Genomic DNA, 19958 nt, shown 5'->3' with positions numbered 1-19958 from the left:
TCCTGGTGCGGGGAGGGTCCTGGTTCGGGGTCGAGTGGTCAGCGGGGCGCGTAGACGACGAGGGGATTGCCGTCCGGGTCGCGCAGCACGGCGCGCGTCTCGTGCGGCCCCTCGTCGGGGCCGCCGACGAGTTGCGCGCCGGCCGCGGTGAGCCGCTCCACGGCGGCCGTGACGTCGGGCACCTTGAACGAGGCGGCCGGGTGCCCGCCGGTGACGTCCTCGGCCGGCCCCGCCAGCGCGAACGTCGTGCCGCCCGCGTCCAGCGCGGCGAACCGGCCGCCGTCGGTGAACTTCACGGCGAGCCCGAGCCCGTCGCGGTAGAAGGCGACGGCCCGGTCGACGTCGCGCACCGGATAGAGGACGTTGCCGATCTTCACGCTGGCCTCCAGTTGGGGATGCGGCCGAATCCGGGGAGGTCGTCGAAGCGGACCCGCACGGGCATGCCGATCCGCACGTCCTCCGGCGCGAGGTCGCCGACGATGCCGCCGAACGCCCGGACGCCCTCCTCCAGGTCGACCCAGGCGATGACGTACGGGACCTGGAACCCCGGCAGGAACGCGCGGTGGACGACGCTGAAGGTGTGCACCCGGCCGTGCCCGGACACCGCCTCGTACGGCAGGTCCGCGCCGCCGCAGTGCGGGCAGGCGGGCTCGGGGAGGTGGACGCGGCGGCCGCAGTCGCGGCAGCGCTGAACGGCGAGTTCGCCACGCTGGCACGCCTCCCAGTAGGGCGCGGTCAGCGCGCTCGGCCGGGGCAGCGGGCGCGGGTCCATCGCTCGCCAAGCTAGCGCACGCTTGGTTGGTCGACAAGAGGCGCGGTTCGTCCATCCCCGGCCCGCTTTGACGGGGGCCACTACGATTGTCCGCGCGGGGCAAACGTAAACGCAGTGAAAAACGGGGCTGATGGGAAACAAAAAACTCTGGCTGATCATTGCCGCTGCGCTGGTCGTGGTTCTGGGCGTCGCAGGTGGCGGGGCGTACGTCCTGCTGCGTACGAAGGGCAGCCCGGCGCAGACGGCCGAGGACTTCCTGGCGGGCTGGCGGCGCGGCGACCTGGCGGCGATGCGGGCCGCGACCGTCACACCGCCGGCCGACTTCGACCGGTACTACCAGGGGCTGCGCACCGACCTGGGGGCCACGAAGGTCGGTGTCTCACTCGGGGCGGTCGCCAAGCACGGCAAGCAGGCGACGGCCCCCTTCACCGCGACGCTCACGCTGCCGGCCGGGGACTGGAAGTACCAGGGGAGTCTCCGGCTGGTCACGAGCCACCGCGAGTGGAAGGTCGCCTGGGCGCCGGAGGCCGTCCATCCCGACCTGCACGCCGGCCAGCACTTCACGACCTCGTTCAAGTGGCTCAAGCGCGGCAGCGTCCTCGCCGCCGACGGCACGCCCATCGACGGGCCCGACGTCTCCGGCTCGGTCCAGCAGCTGGTCGGCGGCACCGCGCCGCTGACCGACAAGCAGGCCAAGAAGCTCGGCACGCCGTACGCCAAGGGCGATGTCGTCGGGCAGTCGGGCATCCAGCAGCGCTTCGACAAGCGGCTGGCCGGCGCGCCGACCACGACGATCTCGACCGCCGACGCGTCCGGGCACACCGTGAAGTCCGTCGGCGGCTTCACCGGCAAGCCCGGCCAGAACGTCAAGACCAGCATCGACCTGCACGTCCAGCGGGCGATCTCCAACGCGTTGCAGGGACAGGGCAAGCCGACGTCCATGGTGGCGATCCGCCCCGCGACCGGGCAGATCCTCGCGGTCGGCAACATCCCGGGCGGCTGGGACCGCGCGCTGCAGGGCACCTACCCGCCCGGCTCCACCTTCAAGGTCGTCACCGCGTACGCGCTGCTGCAGGCCGGGCTCACCCCCTCGTCCTCCGTCCAGTGCCCCAAGACCGCCAACGTCGGCGGGCAGGTCATCCACAACTCCGAGGGCGAGGGCGGCGCGGCCGGCATGACGTTCAAGGACGCGCTCGCGGAGTCCTGCAACACGGCGTTCGCCCTCCAGACCCAGAAGCTGCTCAGCGCGGCGAAGCTGAGCAGCGCGGCGAGCGCTCTCGGCTTCAACCAGAAGATCGATCCCGGTGTCACGGCCACCGCCGGCAGCTTCCCCACGCCGACCAGCGACGCGGAGAAGGCGGTCGCCGGCTTCGGTCAGGGTCGCGACCTGGCCAACGCGCTCAGCATCGCGGGCGTGGCGGCCGGCGTCGCGGACGGCACCTGGCGGCCGCCCGTGGTCGTCACCGAACCGCACGTTCCGCAGAAGGCCAAGGCGACCCCGCTGAACTCCACGGCGAGGAGCCAGTTGGAGGAGATGATGCGGGCCGTGGTGACCTCCGGCACCGCCAAGCCGGCCGGGCTGCCCTCCGGTACGGCGGGCAAGACCGGCACGGCGGAGTACGGCTCGGCGCAGAAGGGCAAGGAGCCGCCGACGCACGCCTGGTTCATGGGCTTCCGCGGTGACGTGGCGTTCGCCGTCGTCGTCGAGGGCGGCGGCTTCGGCGCCAAGGCCGCCGCGCCCATCGCCGCCCGCTTCCTCAAGGCGCTCTAGCGGACGAAGGTCCACCGGGCACCCCATAGGCACCGGTGACGCGAGGGCGCGGCACCACGTCCTCGCCTCCGCCCCGGGCCGCCCCCGGCCTGGGGCGCCCGGCCCGGGCCACCCCCGGCCCCGGGTGCCCGGCCGCCGGGGCTCAGCCTGCCGCGAGCGCGCTGCGGGACAGGCGGTCGGCGCGCCGGGTGCTCTCCGGAAGGCGGTAGCGCGGAGTCAGTCGCAGGGTCACGGCGCACGCCGTGTCCAGGTCGACGCGGTGACCGACGGAGACGAACACCGGCCGGACGCCCGTCTGCGTGCGCAGCGCGCGGCCGACCACCTCGTCGCCCTCCGTGACGGCGCTCCAGGATCCGCGGTCGGCGCCGGGCCGGTCGTACGCGCCGACCAGCCGTGTCTTGCCGACGCCGATCGCCGGCAGGCCGGTCAGTACGCCCAGGTGGCAGGCGAGGCCGAACCGCTTCGGGTGGGCGAGCCCGTGGCCGTCGCAGATGAGCAGGTCGGGGGTGACGTCCAGCCGTCGCAGTCCCTCGACCAGCGCGGGCAGCTCGCGGAACGCGAAGAGCCCCGGCACGTACGGGAACGTCGGCCGGTCGAGGACCACGGTCTCCTCGACGACCTCGAGGGCGTCCAGGTCCAGGACGACGACGGCGGCGGCGAGCCGGTCCTCGGCGTACGCCACGTCGAGGCCGGCGACGGTCCGCACGGACGGCGGGTCCGGGCAGGTCAGGTCGACGCGGGTACGCAGCCGGTCCTGCACGGCCTCGGCCTCACGGACGGTGGCCGGCCACGGAGGGAGATCCGGTACATCCACGAGGGGTCACGCTACCGGCATCCGGCCGGACCGCCGATCGGACTACCCAAGCAAGTGCTCGCTCGCTTATCGTTACGGAATGCCGATCACCCTGACCGACCTCGCGGCGCCGCGGCACAGCGCCGTCCTGGTGATGGAGATGCAGCGAGGCGTGGTCGGCGACCTGACGAGTTTCCCCGCGCTCGCCGAGGCCTGTGCCGAGCGCGACGTCGTCGGCAACGCCGCGCGGGTCGCCGCGGCGGCGCGGGCCGCCGGTGTCCCGGTCGTGCAGTGCACCGCGGCGTTCCGCGCCGACCGCGCGGGCAGCCACACCGACAACGCACCGTTCATCCGCAGGCTGCTGCGCGACCCGGCGCACATGCTGGAGGGGACCCCGGCGATCGAGGTCGTGCCCGAACTGGCCGACCCGGCGGACCTGGAGTCGCGGCGCCACCACGGCTTCTCGCCGTTCACCGGCACCGCCCTCGACCAGACGCTGCGCTCCCTCGGCGTTCGCACCGTCGTCGCCGTCGGCGTCTCGCTCAACCTCGGCGTCCCGGGCCTGTGCCTTGAGGCGGTGAACCTCGGCTACCGGGTCGTGGCGGTCACGGACGCGATGGCGGGCGTCCCCGCCGACTACGCCGACGCCGTCCTGACCCACACGATCGGCCTGCTCGCCGCCCGCACCACCGCCGGTGAACTCGTACGAGCCTGGAAGACCCCCTAGGAGGCGACCGGATGGAAGGGCTGTCGCTCGCCGGGCGCACCGCGCTGGTGACCGGAGGCGCGGGCGGGATCGGCACGGCGATCTGCGCCGACCTCGCGGGGCTGGGCGCCCGCGTCGTCGTCGCCGACCTCGACGAGGACACCGCCCGCAGGACCGCCGCCGGCCTCCCGGACGCGGTCGCCGAGCGCGTCGACCTGGCCGACCCGGCGAGCATCGACGACCTGGCGGGCCGCGTCGGCGCGGCCGACATCCTCGTCCACAACGCCGGGATCAGCATCGTCGAGCCGTTCGTCGACAGCGACCCGGCGTCCTGGGACCTGATGTGGAAGATCAACCTGCGCGCCCCCATGTACCTCACGCGCCTGCTGCTGCCGGGCATGCGCGGCTGGGGGCGGCTGGTGTTCATCTCCTCCGACGGCGCGCGGGCGGGCTCCGGCGGCGAGGGGGCGTACGCCGCGACGAAGGCGGGGCTGTTCGGGCTGGCCAAGACCCTGGCGCGCGAGGCCGCCCGGCAGGGGGTGACCAGCAACGTCGTCTGCCCCGGCCCGACCGACACCCCGATGGTGCGCACCGTCGCCGACCGCCACCCCGGCCTGGTGGACAAGCTCGCCCGGCAGATCCCGCTGCGCCGCATCGGCCGGCCCGCCGACGTGGCGGGCCTCGTCGCGTTCCTCTGCACCGACCGGGCCGGCTACATCACCGGCCAGACCCTGTCCGTCAGCGGCGGCATCACCATGTTCTGACGTGGACCGCCTACAGACTCGCGTACGCCGCCTCGAGCAGCCGGTAGGCGCGGACGCCACCGGAGACCTCGTCGCCCATGCGGTTCGGGATGTAGGCGAGGGCCAGACCGCTCTCGATGTCGCCGAGGCTGATCGAGCCGCCGAGGCCCGTGTGCCCGAACGCCGAGTCCCAGCCGGCCTTGGGCGTGAGGAAGACCAGCGACGGCCGCATGAACCCCAGGCCGAAGGAGCTGTCGATGTACATCACGCGGTCCGGGCCGGCCACCCGGCGTACGACGGCGTCGCGCAGCGTCGTGCGGGAGACGATCCGGCCGGCCAGCAGGTCGCGGTAGAAGCCGGCGAGCGCCCGGGCCGTCGTCACCATGCCGAGCGCGGGCCAGCCGGCGCGCAGCATCTCCGGGTTGTTGTTGCCGCCGGGCAGGCGGTTGATGTCGGGGTTGCCGAACGTCCGGTTGAGCAGGCTGTCCGGGTCGCGGAACCCGGCCATCATCTTGGCGAGGGGGTCGTTCGGGTTCATCGGACGGGGCACCTCGCCGGTCGCGCTCGGGCCGCCCTTGCGCGCCGAGGCGCCCTTGTCGACCTTCCGGCCCGCGCTGAGCCGGGCGGTCCGCTCGATCACGTCGTCCGGCGCGCCGACGTGCAGGTCCAGGCCGAGCGGCCCGGCGATCTCGTCACGCACGAACGCGCCGACGGTACGGCCGGAGCAGCGGCGGACGATCTCCCCGGCCAGCCAGCCGTACGTCAGCGCGTGGTACCCGTGCGCGGTGCCGGGCTTCCACTCCGGCGCCTGCGCAGCCAGCAGCGCCGCGACCGCGGCCGGGTCGTGGGCCTCGGCGACCGGGACGTCACGGCTCAGCGCGGGCAGCCCCACCTGGTGCGACAGCAGGTGCTCGGCGGTCGCGGCCTCCTTGCCGGCGGCGCCGAACTCCGGCCACCACGACGTCACGGGGGCCGCCAGGTCGTACAGGCCGCGCTCGGCCAGCAGGAGGGCGGACGTGCCGGTCACCGCCTTGGTGCAGGAGAAGGCCAGGCACGGGGTGTCGCGCTCCCAGGGCCGGCCGGACCTGCGGTCCGCGACACCGCCCCAGAGGTCCACGACGCACCGGTCGCCCAGGTAGACCGCCACGGCCGCGCCGAACTCCTCACCGCGTTCGAAGCCGTCGGTGAAAGCCGTCCGGACCGCTTCGAACGCCGGATCGCAGTGACCTTCGATCATGTGCCTCACTCCTGGAGGGAACAATTGTGAGCGAGTCTAATTGGGGCCGATGGGGGACCGACGACGAACGCGGCGCGCTGAACCTCCTCACCCCGGAGGTCGTGCGGGCCGCCGCGGCCTGCGTCCGGGAGGGCCGGCCGCTGAGCCTGTCGCTGCCGATCCGCGGCGCCACGTCCTCCCCCGCGCCGACCACCGTTCCGCACCTGCGCGGACGGCCACTGCCCCAGCACTTCATGTCGGTCGACGCGGGCGACTACGCCGCGGGCGCCCGCCCGATCGGCGCGGGCCTGCGGATGGCCGACGACGCCATCGTCGTCACGCCGCACGGAACGACCACGCACATGGACGCGCTGTGCCACATGTGGACCGGCGACCGGCTCTACAACGGGCACCCGGCCGGGCGGGTGCGCTCGTACGGCGCGACGCGGTGCGGCATCGACAAGGCGGGTCCGGTGGTCGGCCGCGGGGTGCTGTTCGACGTCCCACGGCTCCGGGGCGTGCGTCACCTGGCCGCCGAGGACCGCGTCTCGGCCGAGGACCTGGCGGCGTGCGGGGTGGAGGTCCGCCCCGGCGACGTCGCCGTGGTCCGTACGGGCTGGCCGTTGACCTGGCAGGACTCCCCGGAGGCGTACTGGGCCGGGCAGCCGGGCCTGTCGGCCGACGCCGGGCGCTGGCTGGCGGGCCGGGACGTCGCGATGGTGGCGTGCGACAACGCCGCGATCGGCGGCCTCAACGAGCGTCAGCTCGCCGACGAGGACCTGGACGACGACCTCCACCTGATCTTCCTGTGGCGGCACGGGATCCACCTGGCCGAGATGCTCTGGCTGGAGGAGCTCGCCGCCACCGGCCGGACGGACTTCCTGTTCGTGGCGGCGCCGCTGGCCATCGAGGGCGGCACCGCCAGCCCGATCAACCCCCTCGCGATCCTGTGACCGTCACCGGCCGGGGTAGCCGCCCCCGCCGTACTGGGCGTCGAGGGCGTCGTAGTCCGGCGTGTAGCCCTTCTTGGGGATGGTCGCCGCGAACTCCACGTGCCGCGGCTTCTTGTACGAGGCGATCCGCGACCGCACGTGCTCGACGACCTGCTCCCGCGTCAGCGACGCGCCGTCCTTCAGGACCACGATCGCCTTGACGTTCTGGCCCCACTCGGGGTCCGGCACGCCGATCACCGCCGCGTCCGCGACGGCCTCGTGCTCCTTCAGCGCCCGCTCGACCTCGGCGGGGTAGATGTTCTCGTTCGCCGACTTGATCATCCGTAGCCGCGGGCCGATGAACGTGATGGTGCCGTCCGGCTCCCGGCGGCCGAGGTCGCCGGTGTGGTGCCAGCCGCCCGCCGCCTTGGCCGCGTTCAGCTCGGGCCGGTTCCAGTAGCCGCCGAACATCGTGGCGCCCCGCGCGCAGATCTCGCCGGTCTCGCCCGGAGGGACCTCGTTGCCGGCCGGGTCAAGGATCCGTACGTGGACGAGCGGGGACGGCCGGCCGGCGTACCCCTGTCCGCCCGGCGCCAGGCCGAGGAACGTCAGCATGCCGCCCACCTCGGTCTGCCCGTACCCACCCATCGTGGACGCGCACCACGGGCTGTCGTCCACGGTGATCATGGCGTCCCACTCGGGGGAGTGGGCGACGAAGCGCAGGGACGACAGGTCGTAGGTGCCGCCCGCGTTCGCCTCGACGAGCTGGTCGATCATCGGCCCGAACAGGAACGCCTGCGTGCAGCGCTCGGCCTCGATCAGCCGGCAGACCTCCTTCGGGTCGTACGCGGGCGTGAAGACGTTCGTCCCGCCGAGCTGGAAGGTGGCCAGGCAGAACATCATGGTCCCGACGTGGAACAGCGGTCCGCAGTCCAGGTAGGTGAACCCGTCCTCCATCTGCCGGATGTGCAGCATCGCCATCGCGTGCGCGATCAGCGCCGAGTGGCTCAGCAGCGCCGCCGCGGGCCGGCCGTCGAACGCCGCCGTGTAGAGGGCGAGGACCGGCAGGTCGGGCGTGACCGCGACCGTCGGCTCCTCGGGAGCTCCGGCGGCGGCGTAGGTCTCGTACTCCTCGCCCGCCGCGATCCAGCGCGCCGGCGCGGCGGCACGGGCGCGGGCCTGCCCGGCGGCCTCGGACTCCTCGAACACGACGACGGCGGGCCGCAGGTCGTCCAGCACGAAGGTCAGCTCGTCGGCGCTCTGCCGCCAGTTGGCCGGGCAGAGGATCGCGCCGAGCCGGGCGGCGGCCAGCAGCAGTTCCAGGATCCGGAAGGAGTTGCGGCCGAGCCACAGGACGCGCTCGCCGGGGCTGACCCCGTCGGCGGCGAGCGCGTTCGCGAGCCGGTTCACCCGTTCGTCGAGTCGCGGATAGGTCAGCCGGACGTCCGCGTCCACCACCGCCAGGCCGAGCGGCCGGCCGCGCCGATGCTCACCGAGGACGTCTCCGAGGGTCAACCCGTGTACGGACATCACGTCTCCTGTCGAGGATCCCGAGGGGCGGGCGGGGTTTCGCCGCGGGGGGAGGCGCCTGCTCAGCGGAAGGCCGGCATCACCTCGGCGGCGAAGAACCTCAGGACCTTCCTCATCTCCTCGATCGGCACGGGCCGGGTGCTGCCGAAGTCGCACATCAGGTTCGTGAAGCCGAAGTCGGCGATCATCTTGATCTGGTTGATCACCCGGTCGGGGTCGCCGATGACCTCGAGCTGCTCCCAGCGGAAGTCGGCGCCGACCTCGCCGCCCTTGAGGTAGCGGTCCTGCCAGTACTCGAACCCCTTGGCGACCTCGCCGGTCCTGGAGTCGATGGGCGCGCTCTGCCGGTTGAAGATGCGGGACCGGTCGAAGGAGCTCTCGAAGCGGGCCTGGTCGGCGCGGGCCTGCTCGACGGTCGGCGCGACGTACACCGAGCGGCTGGCCACCAGCTCGACCCCCTCGGCGTCGACGCCGTTGGCCCGCGCGGTCGCGTGCCAGGTCTCCGCCGCCTTGGCGATCTTCTTGAAGGGCGCGGCGGGGTCGGCGAGGATCGGCAGGCCGCGCGCGGCGTACAGCTCCACCGTCTCCGGGCTCACGGCCGCGACGTGCAGGGGCGGGTGGGGCCGTTGCACCGGCCGCGGCGTGAGGGAGACCGCGTTGCCCGTGCCGTAGTACTTCCCCTGGAAGTGCACCTCGTCCTGGGTCCACAGCGCGATGATCATGTCGAGCGCCTCGTTGAAGCGTTCGCGGGCCTCGCCCAGGTCGACGCCGAAACTCTCGAACTCCACGCTCTGGTAGCCGCGGCCGACGCCCATCTCCAGCCGGCCATCGGACAGCAGGTCGACCATCGCGGCCTCCTCGGCCACGTGCACCGGGTTGTGCAGGGGCAGCACGACGATCCCGGTGCCGAGCCGGATGCGCTCGGTGCGCGCGGCGAGGTTGGCCAGCAGCGTGAAGGTGTTCGGCACGACGCCGTAGTCGCGGAAGTGGTGCTCGGCCACCCACAGTCCGTCGAAGCCCAGCTCTTCGCAGAGCTCGGCGATCTCGATCTGGTAGTCGTACACCTCCCGGACGGTCTGCCCCTCGAACCGGTGGAAGAGCTGGAAAGTGGAGAACTTCATGCGGACGGCACCTCCGTACCAAGCGCTCGCTTGGTAGCGTATCAGGCTCGACGCCCGTGATGGAGTCCCGGCGGAGATCGAATGATGGAATACCAGCGGTAAATTGCCGCATACGGGCGGTGATCGCCACAAAATATGTCAAACGACGTATTTGCCCGCAGTGATCGTTTCCTTAGCATTTATGTCCACGCACACGCTCGGGGGAGCGGCGACCCTGATAGGCGGTCGGGGAAGGAGGCTGCGATGGGCGGCGTGTCCTGGGCCTGAAAGGCCCCACGGCGGGGCGGCCGGGCGACGACCCGGCCGCCCTTCGCGTTCCCCTCGGTGTGTCCGTCAGCGCCTGCGCGGCGCCTCGTCGCCCAGGGTGAGGAGGACCTCGCGAAGGAGGTCCGCCAGCGCCCGTCCGGTCTCCTCGGTGACCCCTCCGAACAGTGCCTCGTGCTCCCGGCCGGTCGCGGCGACGATCCGGTTCGTCAGCTCGAGGCCCTCCGGGGTCAGGCACACCCACGTACTGCGCCGGTCATCCGGGTCCGGTTCGCGTCGTACGAGGCCGGCCGCGCCGAGTCGCTGGAGGATGTTGCTGGTGCCGCCGGTCGTCAGCATCGATGACTCGGCGAGCGTGCCCGGCTTGAGCCGGTACGGCCGGCCGGACCGGCGGAGCGTCGCCAGCACGTCGAACTCCGCGTAGGTGACGCCGAACTCCTCCAGGGCCCGCTGAGCGGCCTCCGCGCACAGCGCGGCCAGGCGTCCGACGCGCTTGGTGAGCTCCAGCGTCAGCGTCGCGACCCCGGGGTCCTCCGCGCGCCAGGCCGCGAGCATGGCGTCCACGCGATCCGGCCGTTCCATGACCGTTGAGCCTAGTCGCTCACCGTGATAGCTTTTCAAAAAGCTTTCTTGAAAGGCACTTCACCATGCCCCGGATCCTGATCCGGCACGGGCTCGTCATCGACACCGAGCCCGTGCCGCACGCCACGCCCGCGACCGACCTTCTGATCGAGGACGGCGTGATCGCCGCGGTCGGCCCCGGCCTGCCCGCCGAGGGCGCCGAGGTCATCGACGCGCGCGGTCACCTCGTGCTCCCCGGGTTCGTCGACACCCACCGGCACACCTGGCAGAGCGTGCTCCGGTCCACCGCCCCGTACGCCTCTCTCGGCGAGTACCTCGAAGCGATCGTGTACGGGGCCGCGCCCCGCTTCCGCCCGGAGGACGTCCACGCGGGCAACCTCGCCGGCGCGCTCGAATGCCTGAACTCCGGGATCACCACGCTGCTCGACTGGTCGCACATCCAGCGCTCGCCCGAGCACACCGACGCGGCCGTCACCGCCCTGCGCGACTCCGGCATCCGTGCCGTCTTCGGATACGCCCATCCGGCGCCGGACGCGCGGCGGCCCGACGAGGTGCGCCGGGCGCTCGGCCTCGTCGGCGGCCGGGTCTCGATGACGCTCGCCGCCTGGGGGCCCGGCTTCTCGAGCATCGAGGACACCGAGGCCGACTGGCGCCTCGCCCGAGAGCTGGGCCTGCGGATCAGCGTCCACGTCAACGGCCCCGGCCCGATCGAGCGGCTGCGCGACCACGGCCTGCTCGGCGCGGACACCACCTACATCCACCTGAACGGGGTCACCGACGAGGCCCTCAAGCTCATCGCCGACAGCGGCGGCACCGCCTCGGTCTCCCCGGTCCTGGAGGACCAGATGCGCCTCGGCCGCCCCGAGCTCGCCCGGCTGCGCGCCGCCGGGGTCCGGACGACGCTCGGCGCGGACGCCGTGACCAGCGTCGCGGGCGACATGTTCGGCCTGATGCGGGCGGCCTTCGCGGCGACGCGCGCCGACGATCCCACCGTCTCGGCGGCGGACGTGCTGCGGATGGCGACGCTCGACGGCGCCGCCGCGCTCGGCCTGGACGACCGCGTCGGGTCGCTGCGGCCCGGCAAGCAGGCCGACCTCGTCCTGCTCCGCACCGACACCCCGAACCTGGTGCCGCTGCGGGACCCGATCACCGCCGTGGTGACGGCGGCCGACCTGAGCAACGTGGACACGGTCCTGGTCGGCGGGGAGATCGTCAAGCGGGGCGGGCGGCTGGTGCGAGCCGACCTCCGGCAGGCCTTCGACCTGGCCGAACGTTCGGCGGCGCGCCTCGCCGGGTGAACCGGGTGGCGCGCGGCGCCCGCCGGAGCCCTTCTCGTATCGTCGTCGGCGAAGCATCGATCGAGGAGGCGACATGGCCGGATTCCGGCACGTGGTGATATTCCGCTGGAACGAGAACGCGACGGACGAGCGGAAGCGGGACCTGGCGGAGCGGCTGAACGCACTGCCCGGCGCCATCCCCGAGATCGAGGCGTACCACGTGGGCGACGACGCCGGCGTGAACCCCGGCAACTTCGACTTCGCCGTGGTCGCGGACTTCGCCGACCGCGACGCCTACACCGTCTACCGCGACCACCCGGTGCACCGCGCCGTCATCGACGAGTACGTCACGCCGATCGTCGCCGAACGCGCCGCGGTCCAGTACGAACTCTGACCGGGGCGTCGGCGTCCCCTCCCGCGCGCGCCGAGCGCCGGGAGGGGCGTCCGGGGACCGAGACGACCGCCAGCCCGCCCAGCAGCAGCACGGACCCCGCCGCGACCGGCACGGACATCCGTTCACCGAGGAACAGGACGGCCAGCGCCGTGGCCACGAGCGGCTCGGCCAGCGACAGGGTGCCCGCCGTCGCCGCGGTGACCCGGCGCAGCCCGGCGACGAACAGTGAGTACGCCAGCGCCGCCGTCACCGGGCCCAGCCAGCCGACCACCAGGAGAGAGCGCGCCGTGCCGAGGGCCGGCAGCCGCGACAGCGTCCACGGGGCCAGGAACGAGCCGCCGATGAGCAGCGTCACCGCCACCGCCGCCGGCATGTCGACGCGACTGCCGGTGAGCCGCTTGGCCGCCACCGTGTAGACGCCGTAGCAGCCGCCGGACACGACGCCGAGCAGCACGCCGTACGGGTCGACGTGCACCGGTCCCTCCGGCGTCATCACCAGCGCGCAGCCGGCGACGGCGGCGCAGGTGCCGACCGCCCAGCCGCGCGACAGCCGGGTGCCGAGCGCGATCCGCTCGACGACCCCGGTGCTGACCGGTGCCACGCCGAACGCCACGGCGGTGGCCACGGCCGCACCGGTACGGGCCACCGAACTCATGAACGCCGCCTGGAAGATCCCGGTGGCACAGGACGCGGCCAGCAAGGGCGGCCACGCGCTGCGCGTCAGCGTGCGGAAGGCTCCCCGGCGCGTCACCAGCACCGCCAGGGCCAGCACCACTCCACCGGTCAGGATCCGGGCCCCGCCCAGCGCCACCGGACCGGCCGCCGAGTCCGCGAGAACCTGCGCGGGCCCCACCGTCGCCCACAGCACCCCGGCGGCCAGCACAAGTCCGACTCCGGACAGTTCATTCCGTTGCTCCATGCCGGGAAAGCTAGGCGAAAGTACGGAGCACGCAGCGTCCAACCGACGATCGTTCGATTGAGGGCCTGTGGGCCGATCATCCTTCGGTCCATGCCCGGCGCGACGGGATTGAGGCGTACGAACTTCGGTGACGGCGGTCCTACGCCGACGGAAGTTCGGACTGCTCGACCGGCTGCACGTAGTCGAAGACCACCGTCGTGCGGACGTCCACGAACTCCTTGCGCCGGGCCAGCCGGTCCAGCACGAAGTCGCGGAGGTACGCCGTGCTGGGCACCGCGACGTGCACGAGGACGTCCTCGTTCCCCGTGACCACGAAGACGCCCAGCGTCTCGGGCAGTGCCGCCATGGTGTCGCGGACCGACTCGATGGCCTCGCGGGACTGCGGCCGGATCCGTATCGAGATCAGCGCCTGCACGCTCCGGCCCAGCGTCGCCGGGTCCACCGCCGCGTGGAAGCCGGTGATGACGCCGCGAGTGCGCAGCGCCCGCGTCCGCTCGAGCGCGGTCGACGGCGCGATCCCGACGGCCTCGGCCAGCTCCCGGTTCGTCTGCCGCCCGTCTCGCTGCAACCGCCGCAGGATCGCCTGATCCACCGCGTCCATGTGATCCTCCACTCGTCGCCGCCACGCCGAACGCCGTACGCGATACGTCGGCCCATCGGCCCGTTCGCCGAAGGATATTCGGTCCGTGGTCCGGTGCTTGCCGTCGGTGTCGAGCCGTCCCCCGCCTTGACCTTGACGCCGGGGTCAGGGCTTGGCGTCTACGCGATGGACAACACGAGATGACTCCCCGGGCGAACCGAGCGGACGGGTCGTACCGGATGCTCGGAAAATGCGTCGGCGCAGTGCTGATATGCGGGCTTTGGTGCCTTTCTGGGCCGCGGTTGCCGAGCATTCGGTACGCCTTGGGCGGTGGGTCGGATTCAAATCTGGCGAGCAAGCGCTTGGCTGGGGCAGACTGGCCGGATGCAGAGCTTCTCCGGTAAGGCGGCGATCGCCGGGGTGGGGATGACGGACCTGTCCCGTCAGTCCGGCCGGTCCGAGCTCCAACTCGCCGTCGAGGCCGCCCGCCGCGCGATCGACGAGGCCGGGCAACGGCCGGACGCGATCCTCAGCTACCACCTCGGCGACTCCGCCCCGGTGATCCACGTCGCACGGGAGCTGCGGATCGAGCTCGGCTGGCACAACGAGATCTACGGCGGCGGCACCCAGTGCGCCTCGATCCTCGGCGACGCCGCCATGCTCATCGACGCGGGCCTGGCCCGGACGGTGCTGGTCTACCGCGCCCTGAACGGCCGCTCGGGACGGCGGATGAACACCCTCTCCCTGAAACTGGGGGAGGGGGTCGAAGAGCAGTTCACCCGCCCGTACGGGTCGGCCGGTCCGGTGCAGCACTTCGCCCTCGCCGCCCAGCGCTACCTGCACGACACCGGCCTCACCGAGAAGGACCTGTGCGCGGTCGTGCGCAGCTCGCGCATGCACGCCGCCGCCAATCCCCGTGCGCTGCGCCGGGCGGAGGAGGATTACTGGGCGAGCCCGCCGGTGGCCTCGCCCCTGCGCCGCGCCGACTGCTGCCAGGAGACGGACGGCGCGTGTGCGCTCGTCATCACGTCCGCCGACCGGGCACCGGCCGCACCGCGCATCCACGCCGTCGTCCGGGGCGGCGGCCCGGGCGCCTCGGCCATGGACAGGACCGACGACGTGACGCGGATCTTCTCCTCCCACGTCGCCGGCCCGCTCTACGCCGCCGCGGGGATGACGCCGGCCGACGTGGACGTGGCCCTGCTGTACGACGCGTACTCCTGGCTGGTCCCGCGGCAACTGGAGGACTTCGGGCTGTGCGCCCGCTCCGACCTGGCCGGGACGCTCCGCGACGGCCTGGCCACCGTCAACCCGCACGGCGGGCTGCTGTCGGAGGGGTACGTCCACGGCCTCAACAACGTCGCCGAGGCGGTCCGGCAGTTGCGCGGCGACGGGGTGAACCAGGTCCCCGACGCCGAGGTCGCGCTCTGTACCGGCTTCGGCGGCTCCTACGGCAGCGCCGCCCTCCTCATCCGCCCTGTCACCAACAGGTGAGTCCCAGAAGCTCCAGGATCTGTGGGTCGGTAAGCGCCTCCAGGACGTCACGGCCGAGTATGACCGTCGCGCCGGGCAGGTCGGTGGACCTCAGCATCGCGTAGAGAACACTCGCGTGGGGTTCCTCACCCAGGGCTCTCAGACACTGGGCGGCCTCGTCTTTACGGTCCTCGTAAAGCAGCGCCCGAGCATGGCAGATGACGGCTCGGCGGGTATGGAAGGCGCCAGCACGACCTCGCACCAGATCGGCTCTGTTCAGGCCGAAGACCTGGATCGTCGCCTGTCCTTTCGCCGTAAGGTGCCGATACTCGCCGGTTCCTAAGAGCAACATCAGGTGCTCGTTGGGATCCTCTGTCGTGGGATCGATCAGCAGGTGCTCGCCCGACGAGCCGCAGGGGAATGTGTCGCGTTTCAGGTTGCTGTTGCAGAAGCTGCAGGCGAGTAGATGGTTAACCCAGTGGAAGGTCCTGAGCGGAGCACGACTGATGGGCTCGAAGTGGTCGATGTCCGTGCCCAGGTTGTCCCCGCAGTACATGCAGCGCATGATGCCCGCGGCCATACGACTCAACTGCTCACGGATCCCATGCCGCTCAACAGAGGCGGATTTCCAAGCGCGACGAGCGGCATCAGGCGAGGGTCCGGCGGCGGCCAACCTGTCGGTGCGAACTTCCAATTGCGAACGCAACCGATCGTCCAAAGGTCGCCGGGTGATCGGTATCATTCGCCGCGGCTAAGTCGAGCAGCGACCTCGTCTACGCGGGCGCTCAGCGAACTGGTCAGTAGGTTGGTCAACCTTCGGTACTCGCTCATTTCTGCCTCTGATGCAGATCCGTCCAATACCTTCACCTCAAGATCGCCGAGTCTCCGGCGAAGCTTCTCCGAAACCGGAGAATAAGGCGAGCTCACGCCGAATAGATCGCTTAGGATCGCATCATCGCCACTGCCATAGATGACGCGCTCATAGAGGTCTCCCTCTACCGGGTGGGGTGCGGTGTGTTCGTTCGGGCCCGGGAGGAGGATGAGGCCTCCCGGATCCGCGCTCTGGCAAATGTAGGGGCTGTGCGTGGTGACGATGAATTGGATTTGCGGGAAATGCTCCTTTAGCCAAGTGCCGATGGCCTTTTGCCAAGAGACGTGCAAATGCGCATCCACCTCGTCGATAAGGACTACGCCTGGATAGGGCAGCGTGGGTGTGTTGCTCTGATATTCCAGCGTAACACCGCGATATGCGGCGTTCATTTGTCGCACTATGTCAACTACCAACGCAGTGACCGCGCGATACCCGTCGCTCATTTCGCGCAGTGGGAACTCGGCGTCCTGGTGCGAGACCCAGAGTCCATCCGAGTCGACTCGGTGTACGCGGAAGCCGTCTGGCAGGAGCCCGTCGCCGAGCAGGCTTAGCACCGTTTCCAGGAACTCCGCTGCCCCGGGCCTCCCCTCCAATTGGTAGAGATGTTGCTCGATCAACCAGTCAACGGCATCTGCCAAGGAGACGCTTTCGTCGAACAGTGACGCGACCCGACGTTCCACCTTGGGTGCGGTATAAGCGCGTCGTCGCCACGTCCCAGTCGTTCCTAGATGGCGAAAGGGGCCATAGCCGACGTAGAACAAACCGCGCGTCATTCCGGCGGCAGACCCGATTCCCTGGTAACGAACCCCGGCGGCAGTCCCCATCCCCTGGTTACGAACCTGCGAATCGACGCCGACGCCAGAGAGGTCAGGCTCGGCGACTACCTGACCCTGGATGGTATCCATTATCGGCCGTCTGAATTCCATCCAAACTCTGGGCTCCGTCCCCCCGCTGTCGAACAAAGTTGGTTGGAAGGAGTCAAGCCCGGACAGGTGAAGGGTGGCCTCCATTCGCGCGCTTTCGCAGCCATTGCTCATCCAGTCGGCGAGGCTGGGTATGAAGGCCGTTGAGTGAGGCCCTGCGAGCAACAACGCGAGGGCTTGGAGAAGGGTCGACTTGCCCGATCCGTTCGTTCCGGCAAGCACCGTCCAACCAGCGAGTGATCCATCCGGTCGGGAAAAGTCCAGCGCCACCGACCGGTCGCCGTAAAAGCCGCGTACGCCGGAGATATCCAGCTTGGCGACATGCATGGCGACCTCCGGCTGATGGCTTCCGCACTTGGCGTCTCACTCTAACGTTCGCACTACCCCATCGGAGGGCGTACGTGTTCTTGTGATTCCCCGGGGGCCGCGACGAAGGTGGGTGCAGCCCGACTTCCGTGAGGGCTGGCGTGGCGTAGCTTTCGCGGATGCGTCCGTCCCGCGCCGTGGTGATCGATCTGGTGCTGACGGCCGACGGCGGCCGCGTGGGTGTCGCTGACGTACGCCGGCGGTGACCCGTCACCGAGGTCGCAGACGACGGCGTCGGCGCCCCGCCCGACCACGGACGTCCCGGCAACGGGCTCAAAGGGATGCGGGAGCGCGTCGAGGCGGTCGGCGGGTCGTTCGCCGCTCGGCGGGGCGACGCCGGAGGGTTCACGGTGTCGGGCCGGCTTCCGGCGATCGGCGTTACGGAGAGCGTGCCCGGGCGCGGATGAAGGCTCCCCTGCTCCGTACGGCCGAGGACCCGTACTCCCGGTGGAGTAGCGCGGCCGGGAAGTGTCATCGCGGGACTGACGCGCGGAGGCACGACCGACCGCGAATCTCAGGACGCCATTGACACGTCCCACGAGGTGATCCCATGTACGACGGACCGCTCGCGCGGCTGGCCCGTTTCTGTTACCGCCGCAGGCGTCTGGTCCTCGCGGCCTGGACGGTCGGCGCCGCGCTCGTCATCGCGATCGGGTTCGGCTTCGCCGCGCCGGCCGACAACGACTTCTCCGGAGGCAAGGCCGAGTCCGCGAAGGCGCAGGACCTGATCGACCAGCACTTCCCGGGCCGGAACGGCGACACGCTCACCCTGGCCGTCCACGCCGGCGGTGGCGTCGAAGCCGCGCGGCCCCGGGTGGAGAAGGTGCTCGGCGACCTCGCCCGCGCCCCGCACGTCACGTCCGTGAGCTCGCCGTACCAGGTGCCCGGCCAGGTGTCGCCGGACCACCGGACGGCGTTCGCCCCGGTCCAACTCGCCGTGAGCGCGGACGACATGCCGGTGAAGGCCGTCACCGCGATGATCTCCGAGGTGCGGAAGGCGTCCGGAGACGGCCTCACGCTCGCGCTCGGCGGCAGCGCCGTGATCAACGCGGAGACCCCCGGTGGCGGGCCGACCGAGGGCATCGGACTGCTCGCGGCCGTGATCGTGCTGCTCATCGCGTTCGGCTCGCTGCTGGCGATGGGCCTGCCGATCGTGACCGCGATCTTCGGCATCGGCACCGGCCTGGCCGGCATCTCCCTGCTCGGCCACGTGCTGCCCGCGCCGGGCTTCACGCCGATCGTCGCCGGTCTCATCGGGCTCGGCGTCGGCGTCGACTACGCGCTGTTCATCGTCACCCGCTACCGCGAGGCCCTGGCCGAGGACGGCGCCGACCCCGAGCACGCCACCGTGGTGGCGATCGCCACCGCCGGGCGGTCGGTGCTGTTCGCGGGCACCACCGTGGTCGTCGCGCTGATGGGGCTGTTCGTGATGAACCAGCGGCTGCTGAACGCGGTCGCCGTCGCCGCGTCGCTCACGGTGCTGATGACGATGGTCACCGCCGTGACCCTGCTGCCCGCGCTGCTCGGCTTCACCGGCCGGAACATCGACCGGTTCGGCCTGCGCCGCGTGACCCGGCGGCACGCGCGCCGGCCCCTGTCCGAGCGGTGGGCCGGAGTGATCCAGCGGCGTCCGGTCGTCGCCCTGTCCGTCTCGGCGATCGCGCTGCTCGCCCTGGCCGGTCCGGCGCTGTCGATGCGGCTGAGCTTCACCGACTCCAGCACCCAGCCGCACGACACGAGCGCCTACGCCTCGCACCGCATCCTCGCCGACGGGTTCGGCGCCGGGTACGACGCGCCGCTGGTCGTGGTCGTCCGGCTCCCCGGTGACGTACGGCCGGTGGCCGACGCCGTCCGCGGCACGCCGGGGGTCGCCTCGGTGACGCCCGTACGGACCAGCCAGGACGCCACGACGGCCATGTTCGTCGCGTACCCGAGGACGGGCCTGCAGGACGCCGCGACGCCGAGGCTCGTGCACCGGCTCCGCGACGCCATGGCCGAACGGCACCGCGCCGGCGGTCCGCGGGTCTACGTCGGCGGGCCGAACGCCGGCACGATCGACTTCGCCGACGCGGTCATCTCCCGGCTCCCGTGGCTGATCACGGTGGTCGTCGGGCTGTCCCTGATCCTGCTGCTCGTGCTGGTCCGGTCGGTGGCGATCGCGGTCAAGGCCGCGCTGATGAACCTGCTGTCCATCGGGGCTGCCTACGGCGTGCTCACCGCGGTCGTCCAGTGGGGCTGGCTGGGGCGTGCGCTCGGCTTCCCGACCGGGATGCCGGTGACCGCCTGGGTGCCGCTGTTCATGTTCCCGGTCCTGTTCGGGCTGTCGATGGACTACGAGGTGTTCCTGATCTCGCGGGTCCGGGAGGAGTACGACGCGGGGGCGCCCACGCGGCAGGCCGTCACCCGGGGGCTCGCCCGCACCGCCCGCGTGATCACGGCCGCCGCGGCGATCATGGTGTGCGTGTTCCTGTCGGTGCTGCTCGGCGCGGACATCGCGGTCAAGCAGATGGGCCTGGGCCTGGGGGTGGCCGTGCTCATCGACGCGACGGTCGTGCGCATGGTGCTCGTTCCCGCCGTCATGGAGCTCCTGGGCGCGGTGAACTGGTGGCTGCCGGGGTGGCTGGCCCGCCTGCTGCCGGTCGCCGAACCACCCGCCGCGGCACCGCCCGTACCCGCCCGCGTCGAGTCCGGCCGGTGAACGCCCGAGCGAATGTCCGATCACCGG

General features: G+C 71.6%; 19 protein-coding genes. 8 read left to right on the top strand and 11 right to left on the bottom strand.

Features of this window, described 5'->3' with window-relative positions; genetic code table 11:
- Window positions 1-38 precede the first annotated feature (38 nt).
- Window positions 39-377: a VOC family protein gene (locus tag AB0K82_RS27295; RefSeq protein ID WP_364402113.1), complete on the bottom strand. Its 339-nt coding sequence runs from the start codon at window positions 375-377 to the stop codon at window positions 39-41.
- On the bottom strand, window positions 374-772 hold the full coding sequence (locus AB0K82_RS27290) for a Zn-ribbon domain-containing OB-fold protein (RefSeq protein WP_364402110.1): 399 nt from the start codon (window positions 770-772) through the stop codon (window positions 374-376). The genes AB0K82_RS27295 and AB0K82_RS27290 overlap by 4 nt, the downstream gene beginning before the upstream one ends.
- Before the next feature lie 130 nt (window positions 773-902).
- On the opposite strand from AB0K82_RS27290, the gene AB0K82_RS27285 reads away from it, so the two are divergent.
- Entirely contained in the window at window positions 903-2543 is a 1641-nt protein-coding gene (locus AB0K82_RS27285; RefSeq protein ID WP_364402108.1) for a penicillin-binding transpeptidase domain-containing protein, read from the top strand.
- A gap of 142 nt (window positions 2544-2685) precedes the next feature.
- Here the strand turns inward: AB0K82_RS27285 and AB0K82_RS27280 are convergent, their stop codons facing one another.
- Window positions 2686-3357: an endonuclease V gene (locus tag AB0K82_RS27280; protein ID WP_364402105.1), complete on the bottom strand. Its 672-nt coding sequence runs from the start codon at window positions 3355-3357 to the stop codon at window positions 2686-2688.
- 79 nt (window positions 3358-3436) lie between these two features.
- Between AB0K82_RS27280 and AB0K82_RS27275 the strand changes: the two genes are divergently transcribed.
- Complete coding sequence (locus tag AB0K82_RS27275; RefSeq protein WP_364402102.1) at window positions 3437-4063, top strand: isochorismatase family protein; 627 nt, start codon at window positions 3437-3439, stop codon at window positions 4061-4063.
- A gap of 11 nt (window positions 4064-4074) precedes the next feature.
- Window positions 4075-4806 carry an SDR family oxidoreductase gene (locus AB0K82_RS27270; RefSeq protein ID WP_364402099.1) on the top strand — a complete coding sequence of 244 codons (732 nt, stop codon included), beginning with the start codon at window positions 4075-4077 and terminating at the stop codon, window positions 4804-4806.
- 10 nt (window positions 4807-4816) lie between these two features.
- Here the strand turns inward: AB0K82_RS27270 and AB0K82_RS27265 are convergent, their stop codons facing one another.
- Window positions 4817-6022 (bottom strand): serine hydrolase domain-containing protein, encoded by a 1206-nt coding sequence (locus tag AB0K82_RS27265; protein WP_364402096.1) that lies wholly within the window; start codon window positions 6020-6022, stop codon window positions 4817-4819.
- Window positions 6023-6048: 26 nt separating this feature from the next.
- Here AB0K82_RS27265 and AB0K82_RS27260 point away from each other — a divergent pair, with 26 nt between their 5' ends.
- A complete protein-coding gene (locus AB0K82_RS27260; RefSeq protein WP_364402094.1) occupies window positions 6049-6954 on the top strand; it encodes a cyclase family protein in 906 nt (301 codons plus the stop codon).
- 3 nt (window positions 6955-6957) lie between these two features.
- Here AB0K82_RS27260 and AB0K82_RS27255 read toward each other — a convergent pair whose 3' ends face one another.
- The 3 genes from AB0K82_RS27255 to AB0K82_RS27245 form a co-directional block, all read right to left on the bottom strand.
- Window positions 6958-8463, bottom strand: coding sequence for an AMP-binding protein (locus tag AB0K82_RS27255; protein ID WP_364402092.1), 1506 nt, complete (start codon window positions 8461-8463; stop codon window positions 6958-6960).
- Window positions 8464-8525: 62 nt separating this feature from the next.
- The gene (locus AB0K82_RS27250; RefSeq protein ID WP_364402091.1) at window positions 8526-9584 is read right to left on the bottom strand and encodes an LLM class flavin-dependent oxidoreductase; all 1059 of its coding nucleotides are present in this window, start codon (window positions 9582-9584) and stop codon (window positions 8526-8528) included.
- 333 nt (window positions 9585-9917) lie between these two features.
- The gene (locus AB0K82_RS27245; protein ID WP_364402088.1) at window positions 9918-10430 is read right to left on the bottom strand and encodes a MarR family transcriptional regulator; all 513 of its coding nucleotides are present in this window, start codon (window positions 10428-10430) and stop codon (window positions 9918-9920) included.
- Between the two features lie 65 nt (window positions 10431-10495).
- Between AB0K82_RS27245 and AB0K82_RS27240 the strand changes: the two genes are divergently transcribed.
- Both AB0K82_RS27240 and AB0K82_RS27235 read left to right on the top strand, forming a co-directional pair.
- Window positions 10496-11728 (top strand): amidohydrolase family protein, encoded by a 1233-nt coding sequence (locus AB0K82_RS27240; protein WP_364402085.1) that lies wholly within the window; start codon window positions 10496-10498, stop codon window positions 11726-11728.
- A gap of 73 nt (window positions 11729-11801) precedes the next feature.
- Window positions 11802-12101: a Dabb family protein gene (locus tag AB0K82_RS27235; RefSeq protein WP_364402083.1), complete on the top strand. Its 300-nt coding sequence runs from the start codon at window positions 11802-11804 to the stop codon at window positions 12099-12101.
- Here AB0K82_RS27235 and AB0K82_RS27230 read toward each other — a convergent pair.
- Window positions 12055-13020, bottom strand: a complete 966-nt coding sequence (locus AB0K82_RS27230; RefSeq protein WP_364402081.1) for an EamA family transporter — start codon at window positions 13018-13020, stop codon at window positions 12055-12057. The two genes, AB0K82_RS27235 and AB0K82_RS27230, sit on opposite strands and share 47 nt — an antisense overlap.
- A 139-nt stretch (window positions 13021-13159) precedes the next feature.
- Window positions 13160-13621, bottom strand: a complete 462-nt coding sequence (locus AB0K82_RS27225; RefSeq protein ID WP_364402078.1) for an Lrp/AsnC family transcriptional regulator — start codon at window positions 13619-13621, stop codon at window positions 13160-13162.
- Between the two features lie 363 nt (window positions 13622-13984).
- Between AB0K82_RS27225 and AB0K82_RS27220 the strand changes: the two genes are divergently transcribed.
- On the top strand, window positions 13985-15094 hold the full coding sequence (locus AB0K82_RS27220) for an acetyl-CoA acetyltransferase (RefSeq protein ID WP_364402075.1): 1110 nt from the start codon (window positions 13985-13987) through the stop codon (window positions 15092-15094).
- Here the strand turns inward: AB0K82_RS27220 and AB0K82_RS27215 are convergent.
- Window positions 15081-15815 (bottom strand): hypothetical protein, encoded by a 735-nt coding sequence (locus tag AB0K82_RS27215; RefSeq protein WP_364402072.1) that lies wholly within the window; start codon window positions 15813-15815, stop codon window positions 15081-15083. The genes AB0K82_RS27220 and AB0K82_RS27215 overlap by 14 nt on opposite strands.
- Window positions 15812-17194: an AAA family ATPase gene (locus AB0K82_RS27210; RefSeq protein WP_364402069.1), complete on the bottom strand. Its 1383-nt coding sequence runs from the start codon at window positions 17192-17194 to the stop codon at window positions 15812-15814. Before AB0K82_RS27210 ends, AB0K82_RS27215 begins: the two co-directional genes overlap by 4 nt.
- Window positions 17195-17783: 589 nt before the next feature.
- Here AB0K82_RS27210 and AB0K82_RS27205 point away from each other — a divergent pair.
- Entirely contained in the window at window positions 17784-19931 is a 2148-nt protein-coding gene (locus AB0K82_RS27205) for an MMPL family transporter (RefSeq protein ID WP_364402066.1), read from the top strand.
- Window positions 19932-19958 lie beyond the last annotated feature (27 nt).

The organism is Actinoallomurus sp. NPDC052274 (assembly GCF_040679475.1).
GTDB lineage: Bacteria > Actinomycetota > Actinomycetes > Streptosporangiales > Streptosporangiaceae > Actinoallomurus > Actinoallomurus liliacearum.
The sequence above is the reverse complement of the archived record's forward strand: the minus strand, read 5'-3'. Positions and strand labels throughout refer to the sequence as shown.